The following is a 14,264-nucleotide window of genomic DNA, read 5'->3' on the forward strand; positions in this document are numbered from 1 at the left end:
CGTAACGGGCGTGGGTGGGGGGCAAATAAAAACGGGGGGGTCTTGGTAGGCCCACTAGGCGCATCCGAAGACTGCCCCCTGGCGGCGTATTGCGTTGTCAGTATCGCTTGGCGGCCTGCGGGTGCGAGGCCAGCTCGCGGTCGACCTCGCCGTGGACCTTCTTCTCCATGAAGAAGGAGAGCAGCGGCACGACGCCGCCCAGGGCGATGGTGATGAAACGGCTGAACGGCCAGCGCATCAGGGACCACAGGCGGAAGTCGGCCAGCAGGTAGACGACGTACATCCAGCCGTGGATGATCAGGATGGCCAGCGAGATATTGACGCCGCCGGCGATGTCGGCGCGGTTGACCAGGCCGACGGCATTGGAACCGCCATCGAGCAGGGTGCCACCGATGAAAAGCTCCAGGTGCCAGAAGTACTTCACGATCATTTCGGCGCAGAGCAGCAAGAGCATCACGCCGGTGGCGTAGGCCAGCACCTTGTAGAAGGTGGCGGCGCTGCGGATCTGGGAGGGCGTGCCGGCAAAGCGGCGCACCTTGGGGGCGGAGTTTTCTTCTGTCACAACTGGTCCTTGTGTTGGGATTCGAGGTTCGGGGAGTCTGGCGTCGGGTTCTCGTGGTGGAGCTGGCGTTGGTACACGGTCGCCGGGTCCAGGCCTGCGGCCAGGGCTGCGGCATCGGCGATGTCCTCCTGCTGGCGGCGGAAGTCGTCGGCCACCAGCCGGTACCAGAGGAAGACCGCGAAGCCGGCGAAGACGACCCACTCGATGCCGTAGAAGATGTTGAGCCAGTTGATCTGGCGTTCCTGGGGTTGCGGGCCGACATGGACAGGGAGAAGCCCTGTCGCCGCGGCCGAAACATCGGCCCCGTCGGCGCCGCTCACGCTGGATGCGACGACGAAGCCGCTGTAGGAGGGCACGTCCCACACGTTGATCAGTTCGGCCACCGACAGCGAGGCGTACGCGCTCTGGCCGGCGTCCTGGGAGACCGGGGCCTCGGTGGGCAGCAGCCGGCCGGTGATTTCCAGCGTTCCTGCGGGCGCCGGGGCCGGGGCCGCGTCGTCGGGCTGCCAACCGCGCACCACCGGGATGATGTTGCCATCGGGCGCGCCGGAAATCTTGAACGCGGCGACCACCCAGTAGCCGGTCCGCGAATCCTCGATGCGGTTCTTCACCAGGACCTGCTTGCCGGGCAGGAAGGTGCCGGCGGCCGAGACCATCTGGTCGGCGTCGCGGGCCAACAGGTCGACGGCGGGCTTGACGTGTCCGGTGAGCGGAACAACGCGCTCGGTGGTGGTCACCGGCGGCGGCGCCTCGGTCTGGGACCGGTTGAACTGCCATTGGCTCAGCAGGACGAAGCCGGTGGCAACTACGAGGGCGCCGACCAAGGCCAGGATCCAACGGGGTTTGAGGGCAGTTTTCAGCACACTACCACCGTACTTCGAGTGGGTGTGCAAGAGCCAATGGAACGAAATGTGGCCCCGGGTCGTTCGCGCCGGTGCGCAGCCGCCCCGCGAGGCAGGCCAGGGTGCGCATTCCCGGCCGCAGCCAGGGTCACGGTCGTGCCCGGCAGAGGGAGTCCCCCAGGTGATTTGGGGCGCCAATGTGGCGCGGATTACACCCGCGGCGGGCGGTGCGCGAAGATCGCGCTCCGGGGCCGGGCCCAGACGGTTCCCGGGTCAGACGGTGGAGAAGTCGACGGTCGAGTTGATCAGCTCGGCAATGACCCCGGCGTCGTTGGCGCGGCGCAGGGACTCGCGGAAGGACTCCTTGGCCAGCGAACGGGCCAGCGCCGCGAGCATCATCAGGTGTCCGGAATAGCTCGATGCGGGGGTGGCCAGCAGCAGCACCACGTGCGCGGCGCCGTCCTTGGCACCGAAGTCCAGGCCGTGGCCGTAGGCCATCACGCCGACCGCGATGCTGGGTGCCTGGACGAATGGGCTGCGGGCGTGGGCCAGGCCGATGCCGCCGGGAAGCCCGGTGGCCAGCTGGTGTTCGTGGCGGTGGACATCGGAGAGGAAGCCGGGCAAATCGGCGATCCGGCCGGCGGCCAGGAGCCTTTCGGCCAGGACGGCGACCGCCTCCTCGCGGGTGGGTGCGGCCAACTCAAGGACCACCATGGCCGCGGTGGTCAGCCCTGGAGTGTCCTCGACTGCAGGCGTCGGCTGGGTGGGGGTCATGGCATCGATTCGGGGAAGGTGGTGGCGAACGGTCGGGAAGGGCGGCGCGCCCAGGGGGTGCGCCGCTGTTTTGTAGCGTACACGGGCCCGCGCCCGGCACGCGGCGGGGTCTTCGGGCCGTGTCGGCGCGGACGCCTGGCGGGTGGCAAGGATGTGCCCTTACGCACAACGACCGGGTGCGTTCCGCCGCTTCCTTGGAGGAAGGGCGGATCGTACCCGGTCGCCGTTGGCGGTCGGTGCTAGTCGGCCTCGTAGGGAGAGAGCACGATGTCGACGCGCTGGAATTCCTTCAGGTCCGAGTACCCGGTGGTGGCCATCGAGCGGCGCAGCGCGCCCACGATGTTCGAGGTGCCGTTGGTGTGGTGCGAGGGGCCAAAGAGCAGCTGCTCCAGGGGTGCCACGGTGCCGACCTTGACCCGGTCCCCGCGCGGGTTGTTCTCGTGCGTGGCCTCCATGCCCCAGTGCCAGCCGGCTCCCGGGGCTTCCTCGGCGCGGGCCAGCGCGGTGCCCAGCATCACGGCGTCGGCGCCCATGGCGATGGCCTTGACGATGTCGCCGCTGGTGCCCAGGCCGCCGTCGGCGATCACGTGCACATAGCGTCCGCCGGACTCGTCCAGGTAGTCGCGGCGGGCAGCTGCAACGTTGGAGATGGCGGTGGCCATCGGCGCGTGGATGCCCAGCGCGCGGCGGGTGGTGCCCGAGGCGCCGCCGCCGAAGCCCACCAGCACGCCGGCGGCACCGGTGCGCATCAGGTGCAGCGCCGGGGTGTAGCCTGCGGCGCCGCCCACGATCACCGGGACGTCGAGCTCGTAGATGAACTGCTTGAGGTTCAGCGGCTCGTGCGTCTTGGACACGTGCTCGGCCGAGACGGTGGTGCCGCGGATGACGAAGACGTCAACGCCCGCGGCCAGCATGGTCTTGTAATGTTCCTGGGTGCGCTGCGGGGTCAGCGAGCCTGCAACCGTCACGCCTGCGTCGCGGATTTCCGCCAGTCGGGCGGTGATCAGCTCGGGCTGGATCGGCGCGGTGTAAAGCTCCTGCAGCCGTGCGGTGATGGCCGGGTCGAAGTGCCCGCCGTTGGCTGACTGCAGGGCGGCGATCTCCTCGAGGACCTTGGCCGGGTCCTCGTAGCGGGTCCACAGCCCCTCGAGGTTCAGCACGCCCAGGCCGCCGAGCTTGCCCAGCGCGATGGCGGTGGCCGGGGACATCACCGAGTCCATGGGTGCGCCCAGGATCGGGGTCTCGAATTTATAGGCGTCGATCTGCCAGGCCACCGAGACATCCTGCGGGTCGCGGGTGCGGCGGTCGGGAACAATCGCCACATCGTCGAGGGAGTACGCCTGGGCTGCGCGCTTGGAGCGGCCGATTTCAATCTCGTAAGTCACCGCACCACCCTATCAGCCCACCGGCGGGGACGGGCTTTCGCCGGACCCGCTCCCCGCCTGCGTGACGTGCCTCATGGGGGGCGAAACGCCGATTCGGGCGGTCAGTCGCCCAGGGCGCCCAGGGTGTCGGCCAGCGCTGTTGCCGCCCGCTCCTCGGCCGCGGCGATGACCTCGAGCTGGTCGGCCAGCTCGGCGAAGTGCGCGGAGCGCTTCTGCGGATCGATGGCCGGGTCGATCAGGTCGGTGAAGACGATCCAGTCCTGGGCCAGGTGCGCGTAGTCGGCCGCATGGGCACCCAGCGGCTCGAGCCCGGGCAGCGTGGCGGCCTCGGTGAGGAAGTCGGCGTACTGGCCGCGCAGCGCGCCGAGTCCGCCAAAGCGGGTGTCGGTGAGGAAGCCGAGGATCTGGCCGAGGCCCGATTCCAGGCGGGCGGGCTCGGCGAAGATCCGCGTCCAGCCCTTGGCGGTGGTGGTGTCGCGCAGCTTCTCGGCCCAGTTGTTCATGCCCAGGACGCCGAAGTTCTTGGCGAAGTGCGCGGGGATGCCCTCCAGCTCGCTGGTGCCCAGCAGGCGCCCGGTGGTCTGCGCGATGGCCTCGCGCACGTTGGCGGCCAGCGTGGCGGCGTCGGGGCCGGTGCTTTCCGGGACCCAGGCCTGCCAGTGCTTGTCCTTCTTGCGCTTGCCGCGGGCAAGGGCCAGGTCCGCAGGCGCAATCGGGGTCAGCGAGCCGGAGCCGTCGTCGATGAGCAGGTCATCTTCGTGTTCGCCAACGACCACCAGGTCGATGGAGTCGGATTCCTCGACGGCGTCGGCGTCGATCCAGGGCAGGGCGGCGACGGAGGCGCGGACCACCACGGCGCGGCCGGCATCAAGCCCGGCGTCCAGGTAGTCGGCGGCCAGGCGGGCGCTGCCGGTGGTGCGCTCGCTGAGCGTGGCCCCGCAGCGGGCCAGCAGGTTGGCGGTGTAGGGCTCCGGGTGGGCCCGGGTGACCACGGTTGCGGTGGTCACTTCCTCGTAGACGAAGGTGAACGCCATGAAGCCGATGCCGCCTGCAAGCCCGGCCAGCAGCGCCTCGGAGAGCGGTTCGCCGGTCAGCGGGTGGGTCACCCCGGCCTGGGTGAGCACCCGGTGCCAGAGCCCGGCATCGTACTGGACGACGTTTTCCGGGGCCGGGTATTCGGGCAGCTCGGCCTCTTCGGCTGCCGCGGCCGCGGCGGCGGCGTCCTCGGTGCTGGCCGGGCGGTTCGGCGTCGCGGACAGGATCGCCTTGCGGGCGGTGGTGTAGCTTTCGCCGGTGCGATCCATGCGGGTGCGGGTAAGTTTCTTCAGGTTCTTCGGTTGGGCCACGGTGTGCTCCTTATGTGTTGCGTGTGCGCGCAGGCGCGGGTTTCTCCCGCACGCCAGGGAGGCAGCGCCAGTGACACATTCTACGTGGGGCAGCCGGAGGCAAACACCGCGCCCGTGCGGGCGCTCCGGCTCCTCGGAAGGGGAATTGGCGCTAGACCGGGCGCACCGCGATGAGCAGCCGGGGCGCCAGGGCACCGGATTTAAAGGCGGCCAACTCGTTGGCAACCCGGGCTTCGGGGTCGGATCCCAGCAGGTTCAGGCCGCCCAGCGGCGTCGGGGACAGGCGCTCGGCGGCCGCTTCCTCGGCCATCTGCTTGAGCACCGCCGCGCTGCGGTCCGTGTTCTCGGTGACGATGAACCCCGCGGCGCGCAGGTGGTTGACGTAGGACTCGTCGGATTCCACATACGACGCCGACGCCGCGTCGGCCCACGGCAACGGATAGCCAAGCGTGTTGGTGCCCATCAGGTCATAGACCCCGAACACTCCCCCGGGGCGCAGCAGCCGATGCACCTCGGTGAACACCGCCTGCTTGTCGGCCAGGTTCATGCCCACGTGCAGCATGGCCGCCGCGTCAAAGGAGCCCGCAGGCAGCTTGGTGTCCTGCGCCGGGGCCAGGAGCATGGTGATCGAACCTGCCATGGCGCAGGCGGCGTTCAGTTCCCGGGCCAGGCGCACGTATTCCTCGGTGACATCCACGCCGGTGACCACCGCGCCCAGCTGCGCAAAAAAGCGCGCGGGGCCGCCGATTCCGCTGCCCACGTCCAGCACCCGGGTGCCCAGCCCGATGCCCACCGCCCGGGCCACGTCCCCGGTGGCGGCAGTGCCGCCGGAATGGAACTGGTCGGATTCGGCAAGGGCGTCGGGCTGCAGGACCTCCGGTACCAGGCCCGAGGCCCGCAGCGCCGCAAACAGCCGCTCGCGCGCGTCCCCCGTGGCGTACCGGCTGATGGATTGATCGGTGTCGCGCATCGTGGGCTCCTTGCGACGTATGGGCGTGCACCCCCGCTTCCCGCGGCGTGGCGTGCCCATGGGTTGTCCCCATGATAGGCCCGGGACACCGCTGAGTCACCGGTGGCCGATACCCCTTTTATCCGGTCCCTTTCCCGCCTGCCGTCGCGCCCGATGGCCCGTCTGGAAGGAGTTCGCCCCGGCCGAAGCCGAGCACCAGGCGCGAAAAGGCGTCCCGGTCAACGATGTGTGGTTCCCCGGCGGCCAGCCAGTCGCCCACCTCGCGCAGCGCCATGTCCGCCGTGGCCAGACGCGGCAGCTCTCCGGAAGCCTGGTTGTTGGTCAGCATTTGCGTTCCGTCGCTGGAGTGGAACACCGACCAGCCGCGCACCTGGAGCTCCGGAAACAGCCGGCGATATCCAGCCACGGCCAGCGGAAACGGGTTCTCGATTTCCTCCGTCCCGCGGCCGGGCAGTTTTCCCACCAGCCTGCCGTCCCACCAAAAGTACTGGCCGCCCGGGCAATGCACGGAGTCGAGAAGGGCCAGGCGATTGCCGCAGAGCACGCCATGGCCGACCTTCCGGCGCGGGTCAGCGGGGAAGGCCAGCGGGTGGATCGTCCGGCTTCCGGGCAGGCGGTCCAATCTCCCCAGCAGCTGCCCGGTGAGGATTTCCCCGACCCGGGATCCCCCGGTTCCGTCCCCGGCGGCGCCTTCGGCCCGATCAGCTTCCGCTTCCGGAGCCGGGCCGAATTCCCAGAGCACGCGCCCCCGGATCTGGTTCTGGTCCAACAGCGTCCCGGCCTGCCGGCGGCGCGGGGCCGCGGTCGCCCGGAAGGTTTCGACCATCAGCACAAAGGAGCCCAGCCAGAGCAGCGGCCCTGGGCTCGAACCGGGTCCGCCGGCGAGCGCCGGGACCAGGAAGCCGCCGGCATAGGCGAGGAACAGAACATAGGGAAGAACCGGCCAGGGTCCCCCGCGGCCACGTGCCCGCGCCCACCCGCCCAGAAGCGCCGGAACGGCAACCAGAAGCAGCAGCAGGATCGCCGTTGCCGCGGGCGCGCGGTTCCCCCGGGCGGCGACCAGCGCGGGCGCACAGGCCAACACGGTGTTGATGGCCAGCAACAGCCAGGCAAATATCCGGGGCAGCACCGATCGCCGGCGCGGGGCCTCCCGGATGTTCAGCGGCGGGTATTCACTGATGTGCCAGCGCATGGAGGAGAGCCTGATGTCGCTGCGCGCAAAGACGTCGAGGCCGGCCAGGCGCGTTGGATCCTGCCGGGCAAACCACCTGGCGTTTCCCCGGGCCCCGGCTTCCCGGCGGGCCCTGGCAGCGTCCCGTTCCCGCTCCCGCTTCACCGCGTCGGCGGCAGCGGCACGCGCCTGGGCCTGCACGCGGGCCGCCCGGGCCTGGCGTTCGGCTTCGGTCGTGGCCGCAGCCCGGGAGCTGCGGGAGTATCCAGCGGCCTCCGCCTTGGTGGCATCGCGGCGGTTCCCGGTGGCGGCCGCGCCGTCCAGGGAAAGCGTTGCATCGTAGGCTGCACGCAGCTTCGCATCCTGCAATACCCGCAGCGCCTCGTTCAGGGCCTTGGCCATGGCCTCGCTGCCGGTGGCCGCGTCGGGATGGTGTTCACGCATTTGGGCGCGGTGCGCGGCCCTGATCACCGCCAGCGGCGCCGTGACGGCAACCCCGAGCACGGCATAGTGGTTGGCCCCGTTCACGTTGCTGCACCCCGTCGGCCAACGGATCCCCAACCGACCATGACGCCCCCCATCCCCCCATTCGCGGTCCCCAAGACCGCGAGTTGCATCCGTGATGTTCACCCGAACATACCAAGATGCGGCCGGTTTGTGCAGGGGTTGGGCGATTGTGCACCCACCCCCCTTCATCCGGGGGCATCCGCCCGGGAGCCGGGGCGCCGCCCGGTCCCCTGGCCCGGGACGCTTCTCGGCGTTGACCCCGCGGCGGGCGGGGCGCATACTGGCGCCGTGGCCACCCGAATTTCACACCTGTTGAACCAGGCATTGCCCACCCTGAGGTACGAACCGACCTCCAAGCGGGTTCGTGCGAGCCTCGGCGGGCAGCCCGTCCTGGACACCACGCACGCGGTGCTGATCTGGGAACCGCGGCGAACCGTGCCGATCTACGCCGTGCCGGAGACCGACGTGCTGGCCGACCTTGCCGAATCCCGGGCGGAGGCAATGCGTGCCCCGGACGAGGCCATGGTGCTGACGCCCGACGACGCCTTTGCGCTGCACACCTCCGACGGCACCGCCCTGGACGTCCAGGTCCCCGGGCACGCGCTTGAAGCGGCAGCCTTCCGGCTGGCGGATCCGGACCTGCCGGGCATGGTGCTCCTTGATTTCCGGGCGTTCGACTGGTTGGAAGAGGATCAGCCCATCCACGCCCACCCGCGGGACCCGTTCTGCCGGATCGACATCATTCCCAGCAGCAGGGCCGTGCGCGTGGAACTCGAAGGCATGGTGCTGGCCGAGTCCGCGCACCCGGTCGTGCTCTTCGAAACGCTCCTTCCGCCGCGCTACTACCTGAGGTCCGCGGAGGTGAGGTGGGATGTGCTGGTGGCCACCGAGACCTCGAGCATGTGCCCGTACAAGGGAACCGCCAACTACTGGGCCCCGGCGAGTGGGGGCCGGAACGTCGCCTGGAGCTACGCCAAGCCGTTGCCCGAATCCGCTGCGATCGCAGGGTTGGTCGCCTTCTACCACGAGCGCACCGACCTTCTGGTTGACGGGCACCGCCTGGGCCGTCCGGATTCGCCCTTCCGGTAACCGTTGCCCGGCGCACCCGGGACGGGGCCCTGGTCAGTCGGGCCCGATGCGGAACCGGCGCTCCAACAGCGGCGGGGTGAAGCGCCGCTCTGCCTTGGTCCTCCCCGCGTCGTGCCAGCCATGGCGCAGGTACAGGTCGATGGCCCGCTGGTTCCCGTCGGCCACCCAGAGGTAGGCCTCGGAATATCCGGCCGCGCACAACCGGTTGGACGCCTCGCGCAGGAGCAGGGTCCCCAGCCCGCGGCCCCAGCAGGCAGGCAGCAGGTTCAGGGCATAAAGTTCACCGACGCCGGTGGCCGCCTCGTCCCGCGGCACGCCGAACTGGCAGAAGCCCACGACTTCCCCGCCGACCACCGCCACGATCGGGCGGGAAACGGTTCCTCCGGCCAAGGTCAGGGACCACCGCCCGGTGATGAGTTCCACGTTCATCCCGTCCAGGAATCCGGCTTCGATGATGCCGGCATAGGCGGCGCGCCACGCCTTGACGAGGGCTTCCGCGAGGGCCGAGGCGTCCTCTTCGATCGCATCGCGCACCTCGGCGGCGTGTGGTGTCGGGTTCGCGGCGGTCTCCATGGACGCAATCCGAGCTCCCGGCACACCCGTCTTCCCGCGGCGGCCGGTTCCCCCGCGGGACCGGGCGCCGGCTGTTGCCGTGGCGTAAACTGGGCTCGGCGCCGAGCCGTGTTTTTCCCGGCCGTGCCACCTCCACGATTCCCTCCACCCCGACTGAGTCCGATGACCAAACCACATGTTCGTTTCGCCGCCATCCTCGCAGTTGCCTATCTTCTTGCATTGGTGCTGATCGCCTTTTGGCCGACCCCGGTGGATCGTCCGGTCAGCGGGAGCCTGACCGGTCTCATCGGGTGGCTGCATGCACATGGCATGCCCTCGTTCATCGGCTACAACAAGATCGAGTTCGGCGCGAACATCCTGCTTTTCATGCCGTTCGGCTACATCGTGGCGGCCTGGACCAGGAAGTGGTGGCACCCGCTGGCCGCGGGCCTCGCCGCGTCCTTCCTCATCGAGCTCGGCCAGGAGCTACTGCTGCCGAACCGTTTTGGCTCGTTCCTGGACGTCGTGGCCAACACCGCCGGAGCGGCCCTCGGCGCGGTGATCTTTGCGGTGCTGCATTCCATGCACCTGCGACGCAGGCTGTCTGCGGCCACGGCTGGGAACCACGGGCTGGCGGCCACACCGGAACCGGAAGCCACCGGCAACGCATCGCGTCGGTCAACGATCGCATAGACACTTCCCTCCGTCAGGCAATGTGTTTTGTCGTGGACCCGGGTCCAAACCACGACGTCCTCGGACTCGAAGGGCTTCACCGGCTGCTCGGGGCCGGGGACGCAGGGATTCGGGGCCTCTCGCGTACACGGAGCAAGTAGTCGGCCCGGGACTAACAAGTATTTGGCACCCCAAGTCGAGTATGGGAAATGCCGCAGGAATGCTTTCATCACCATGCTGCTTGGCGTAGCGTCACATGGCAAAAGGAAGGGGCAGGGACCCGCTGACGTATCAGCAAAACCCTGCCCGGAGAACCGACAGCTTGGGGTCTGCGGTGTATCTCCCTTGGAAGGAACTGGCACTTGGGGGTAACCAGCTACTTCCGACATGGCCCTGCGCTTGGGGGAGGCAGGACCAGTCCCCCAGCCTACCTACGTTTTGTTGTCATGCCCAACTGCTTTGGCATTACTATTCGCAAACAGTTGGATAACGCCCATGCCAGACGCAGTACAGTCTCGCCCCCCGCGGTCGGGGTTCGGGTCCTTGCATTGCATAGAGAAGCCTCGGGGCCGGACGAAATGTGTCACCGGATGCCCTAAGACTGAAAACCCTAGGCAACCGAGTCCCCTTTCCACATGGCAGTCCGGACTCTCGTCGCATGCCACAAATCAAACGCCAACTTGCCCGAGCGGACCACTGCAGCCACGCACCGACCTGGCTATCCTCTTTTGGCTTGCGGCCCTACACGGGCGCGTCAGGGTCGATGCTGCGGGTTTCAGAGCGCCGGCCACGGCGCCGCACCCAGTCCGTGGGGTGTATTTTCGGTAGAATCTTGGCCACCGCGAGGGAAACATAGATCAGCGTATTGATCGCCACGAACATCATCAAGATAGTGAACAGATCCGTTCGCATCACAGACTCCGGCAGCAAGATCCCGGTCGGAAAGCCAGATCTCGAAGAAAGTGAAATCACTTAGGCCACCTCCAACTCTTCACTGGTTCGGTTATGGGCAAGATGTTTCCAGTCCGCCTGCCGGCCCAGGGCGATGTCCACAACGCCCTTCACGTAGACCACGTTGAGGTACGAGTCGAAGAGCAGTTCAGGGAACAACGTCATCGCCAGCAGCCGTGCGCGCCATCCGCCCTTCCACACGGTCACGACACGTTCAATGATGAAGACCAGCCCCAACCCCATCCAGAACGGGAACCAAATCCAATTGTCCATGGACAGCAACGTGACCACTATGAGCACGAGATATGCGGCCAAGGCGATGACGCCGTACCCGATGCCCAACTGTTGGGCCCAATAGCGCAGGGTCTGCGGGGTGACGCCATAGGCTCCGATGTTTTCCAAGGCCCCTCTTTGCCAGCGAAGCCGCTGCGCCCACAGCATGCGCCATGTGGGCATCAGCTCGGTGACCACGGTGCATTCCGCCGGGGAGATCATCAGGCCGCCGAGGGACTTCAGTGCGATGGTGACCTCGTTGTCCTCGGTCAGCGCGGTGGTGTCATAGACGTCGCCGTTTGTGCCGGGCAGCGCCGTGCCTCGTCTCTCTGCGACGGTACGCAGCGCCCGGGGACGGAACATCGAGGCAGTGCCGGTGAGCACGAAGACTCGTCCGCGTCGACGCTTCATCTCTCGGGCGTACCGGATGTACTCGTTTCGCTGGAACTGTCCAAGCAGCCCATGGCCTACTTCCCCGTAGAAAAGTCCGCCCACCGCCATCAGTGCCCGGTCGTCGGTGAAACGCTTGCGCGCCACCTCCAGGAACTTGTCATCGAGGATCGTATCGGCATCCATGACCATCACGACGTCATTTTCCGCCAGGTCGTGGAGCCTCGCCATGAGCGCCTGATTGAGGGCACCGGCCTTCTTCTTGGTGTTGCTGACCGTCTCGAAGACCCCGACGCCCGCCCGAATGGCCAGGGCAACGGTTGAGTCGGTGCAATTGTCGGCCACCACAACCACGCGCTCCGGCGGGTGCGACTGCGCCATCAGTGAGTCGATGGTGGCCTGCAGCGAAGCTTCCTCATTGTGCGCCGGGATCAGAACCGTGACGGTAACTGGGCCGGCATAGACACCACGGGTTTCCATCATCACGATCTTTGGCGCGAGCGGCGCAGATTCGACATTTGAGGAGCGTCGCGTCCGCGTGGCAATGCGCCAGTCCGCCACACCGACGCCGACTGCCAGCACCGTGGCCAGGGCAACTGCGGCCAGAAGCACCACAAGCCCAGGGGCTTGCCCGTTGTATAGGATGTTCCAGATCCCCAGGGTCATCCGGTGTATGGGATTTTCGATTGCCGTCGGCTTGGCAGCGGCCGCGACCATCCAGAGCACTCCGGCAGCGCCACACACGCACGCCGCGATGACGATCCCCACCGATCGCCGCAACTTTGCTTCTCGCATGGGGGGAATGCTACCAGTCCGGGCGCTGGTGCCCGTTCCCACCGATACACGTACCCGGTGTCCACCCAAGATCACTGTCCGGGACTGCGGGACCGGACGTCGACTTGTTCTCGGCAATTTGGCGAATGCCTGTGCCGGAGTAGCAAACCAGCCCAGCCAACAGAATGCAGGCTCCCGCAGTGGTCCGATCCGGACCAACTATGAGAACCTGCGATTCAGACCCGGAACCAATGTGAACCCTGGTTCGGGTCCCGGTCGGTCATCCTGTTGTTGTGCCTGCGCGATTGCTTCAGACCCGGGATGCTGCGCCCACCGATATGGAACACATTCTGGCCCCTCTCACCGAACGAAGGTCTCCGAGTGCAAGGCCCCGGGCGATTGCCCGAGCCATCGGCATACAGCTACAGCGGCCAGTTGTTGTTGCCCAAGGTTCGGCTAATGCCGGCGGCCTGGGCTGCTTCATCGGTGTGGCTCTGCTGGACATCCGCAGCTCCACCCACGAACAGGGCTCCTGCAAACAGCATGGTCGCCAATACTGAACCTACGAATTTCTTCACGGTGACTCCGTCTCAATTGATTGGTATTCGTCAAGTGGGGCGGCGTCGGGCCCGTATATGTCGACGGCCCATAAAGGAACCGGCACCCCAAAGGTCGATTGTAATGCTCACCTGTAACGATTTGCCCTTAATTTGAAATGTGAAGTCCCTGCCTCCGCTGAGCTTGCAGGCGAAGCAGGTCCGCCGGCGGCCATCCCGTGTTAAGGCCGCTGCAGGGGGTGCCACCATGACGCATAATTGAGAAATGCCATTGAGTTCGCCCGAGTCAGAATCTGCCCGTGTTGAAGCTGGCTACAGAAAAGCAAGGCTTTCAGGGGATCAGCAACTAATTGCAGCTGCCGCCGACGAATGCGTTCGTGCCTACGGTGCCATCGGGAACGCAGAAAAGCAGTGCGAATTCCTGCATATCCTCGGAACATGCCAGATTCTCGCCGGCGCCTATGGCGCTTCGCTGCAAACTACTGAGCTGCTATTCGACTCCCCAATAGTCCAACTGGACCCGGTGCTGAAGGCCAAGACCCTGATATTGCGAGCCGCCGCTCTGCGAAATCAGTCAAATCATGGACCGGCAATCGAGAGTGCACGCCAGGCGCTGGCTACGCTGGAGTCCGTGAAGGGAAGTTTCCGCATACGGGCCGAGGCCTGCCAGTCGCTCATTGCCAGCCTGGTCGAGGCTGACAAGATCGACGAGGCGTGGGGGCTGCGTGAACTGCTGGCCAAGACACTGGGTGAAATCTCGGACGCGCAATTGGCGGGGCACGGATACTGGACGCTTGGAAACCTGGCCTTCGCCCACGGCCAGACCTCCGAGGGAATGGAATACCATGGCCGGGCAGCTGGATTCCTGCGGCTTGCCAATGACATCCATGTGTGGGCCAGGTTCAACAAGGCCAGCGCCGATATGCAGTTGCAGGCAGGTGTCGCCAATGAGAAGACACACGATTGCATCGAACGGGCCGAATTGGCCTACGGCATTATCGGGGGCAGCGCATCGGAACTCCTTGGCCTCTCCGTGACACGGGCGCGCTGGAATGTCGCCACGGGCGAGCTGGCCCGTGCGAGCGAAATTTTGGAGCTGGCCACCAGATCGACCGATGAGGGCCAAGTGTTGGAAGACGCTTCGGCCCATGTCCTCTGGGCCCAGATCCTCGCCGACCTGGGCCGCCATTCGGAGGCCGAGCGTGAACGCGGCAACGCGGGCCGAATCCAAGACTCCATGGCCAATCTTGAGCGCAGAGATCGCCAGGGACCCGCGGTCTAACTGAGAAGAGCCTGTTTCGCTTGCCAGTTTGCCGCTTACCAGTCAGCTGGTCGGAAGGCTCAACGGCAAAAGCGCAGTGCTCTTGGACCCACTATCCGGGCTTTGAACCCGGGGCCGCCACACTACCTCGGAGGTTCGCTTCCCAAGGGGTTTCCGGTCCCTCATTT

14 protein-coding genes are annotated in these 14,264 nt (G+C 66.9%); 3 read left to right on the plus strand and 11 right to left on the minus strand.

Annotation, left to right across the window (positions count from 1 at the left end; all coding sequences use genetic code 11):
• Positions 1 to 97: 97 nt before the first annotated feature.
• The 7 genes from ACLQ7E_RS00410 to ACLQ7E_RS00440 all read right to left on the minus strand — a co-directional run bounded on the left by ACLQ7E_RS00410 (position 98) and on the right by ACLQ7E_RS00440 (position 7,578).
• A complete protein-coding gene (locus tag ACLQ7E_RS00410) occupies positions 98 to 562 on the minus strand; it encodes a DUF3817 domain-containing protein (protein WP_411730540.1) in 465 nt (154 codons plus the stop codon).
• Complete coding sequence (locus tag ACLQ7E_RS00415; protein WP_411730541.1) at positions 559 to 1,425, minus strand: SURF1 family protein; 867 nt, start codon at positions 1,423 to 1,425, stop codon at positions 559 to 561. Before ACLQ7E_RS00415 ends, ACLQ7E_RS00410 begins: the two co-directional genes overlap by 4 nt.
• A 252-nt stretch (positions 1,426 to 1,677) precedes the next feature.
• Entirely contained in the window at positions 1,678 to 2,178 is a 501-nt protein-coding gene (locus tag ACLQ7E_RS00420; RefSeq protein ID WP_411730542.1) for a PTS sugar transporter subunit IIA, read from the minus strand.
• Positions 2,179 to 2,417: 239 nt separating this feature from the next.
• Positions 2,418 to 3,563 (minus strand): GuaB3 family IMP dehydrogenase-related protein, encoded by a 1,146-nt coding sequence (locus ACLQ7E_RS00425; protein ID WP_411730543.1) that lies wholly within the window; start codon positions 3,561 to 3,563, stop codon positions 2,418 to 2,420.
• 101 nt (positions 3,564 to 3,664) lie between these two features.
• A complete protein-coding gene (locus ACLQ7E_RS00430) occupies positions 3,665 to 4,909 on the minus strand; it encodes a DUF4872 domain-containing protein (RefSeq protein WP_411730544.1) in 1,245 nt (414 codons plus the stop codon).
• A 151-nt stretch (positions 4,910 to 5,060) separates the two neighbouring features.
• Complete coding sequence (locus ACLQ7E_RS00435; RefSeq protein WP_411730545.1) at positions 5,061 to 5,879, minus strand: class I SAM-dependent methyltransferase; 819 nt, start codon at positions 5,877 to 5,879, stop codon at positions 5,061 to 5,063.
• 118 nt (positions 5,880 to 5,997) lie between these two features.
• On the minus strand, positions 5,998 to 7,578 hold the full coding sequence (locus ACLQ7E_RS00440; RefSeq protein WP_411730546.1) for a J domain-containing protein: 1,581 nt from the start codon (positions 7,576 to 7,578) through the stop codon (positions 5,998 to 6,000).
• A 267-nt stretch (positions 7,579 to 7,845) separates the two neighbouring features.
• Between ACLQ7E_RS00440 and ACLQ7E_RS00445 the strand changes: the two genes are divergently transcribed.
• Positions 7,846 to 8,646 carry a DUF427 domain-containing protein gene (locus ACLQ7E_RS00445; protein ID WP_411730547.1) on the plus strand — a complete coding sequence of 267 codons (801 nt, stop codon included), beginning with the start codon at positions 7,846 to 7,848 and terminating at the stop codon, positions 8,644 to 8,646.
• Between the two features lie 33 nt (positions 8,647 to 8,679).
• On the opposite strand, the gene ACLQ7E_RS00450 is transcribed toward ACLQ7E_RS00445, so the two are convergent.
• Entirely contained in the window at positions 8,680 to 9,219 is a 540-nt protein-coding gene (locus ACLQ7E_RS00450) for a GNAT family N-acetyltransferase (protein WP_411730549.1), read from the minus strand.
• Between the two features lie 162 nt (positions 9,220 to 9,381).
• Here ACLQ7E_RS00450 and ACLQ7E_RS00455 point away from each other — a divergent pair, with 162 nt between their 5' ends.
• Positions 9,382 to 9,891 (plus strand): VanZ family protein, encoded by a 510-nt coding sequence (locus ACLQ7E_RS00455; RefSeq protein ID WP_411730550.1) that lies wholly within the window; start codon positions 9,382 to 9,384, stop codon positions 9,889 to 9,891.
• A gap of 720 nt (positions 9,892 to 10,611) precedes the next feature.
• Here the strand turns inward: ACLQ7E_RS00455 and ACLQ7E_RS00460 are convergent.
• From ACLQ7E_RS00460 to ACLQ7E_RS00470, 3 genes are all read right to left on the minus strand, one after another.
• Positions 10,612 to 10,842 (minus strand): hypothetical protein, encoded by a 231-nt coding sequence (locus ACLQ7E_RS00460; protein WP_411730551.1) that lies wholly within the window; start codon positions 10,840 to 10,842, stop codon positions 10,612 to 10,614.
• Positions 10,843 to 12,279 carry a glycosyltransferase family 2 protein gene (locus ACLQ7E_RS00465; protein ID WP_411730552.1) on the minus strand — a complete coding sequence of 479 codons (1,437 nt, stop codon included), beginning with the start codon at positions 12,277 to 12,279 and terminating at the stop codon, positions 10,843 to 10,845.
• 401 nt (positions 12,280 to 12,680) lie between these two features.
• Positions 12,681 to 12,836 (minus strand): hypothetical protein, encoded by a 156-nt coding sequence (locus ACLQ7E_RS00470; protein ID WP_411730553.1) that lies wholly within the window; start codon positions 12,834 to 12,836, stop codon positions 12,681 to 12,683.
• A gap of 250 nt (positions 12,837 to 13,086) precedes the next feature.
• Between ACLQ7E_RS00470 and ACLQ7E_RS00475 the strand changes: the two genes are divergently transcribed.
• A complete protein-coding gene (locus tag ACLQ7E_RS00475) occupies positions 13,087 to 14,097 on the plus strand; it encodes a hypothetical protein (protein WP_411730554.1) in 1,011 nt (336 codons plus the stop codon).
• Positions 14,098 to 14,264: the final 167 nt, after the last annotated feature.

The sequence above is a fragment of the Paeniglutamicibacter sp. genome, from assembly GCF_046714615.1.
In the GTDB taxonomy this organism is placed as follows: domain Bacteria; phylum Actinomycetota; class Actinomycetes; order Actinomycetales; family Micrococcaceae; genus Paeniglutamicibacter.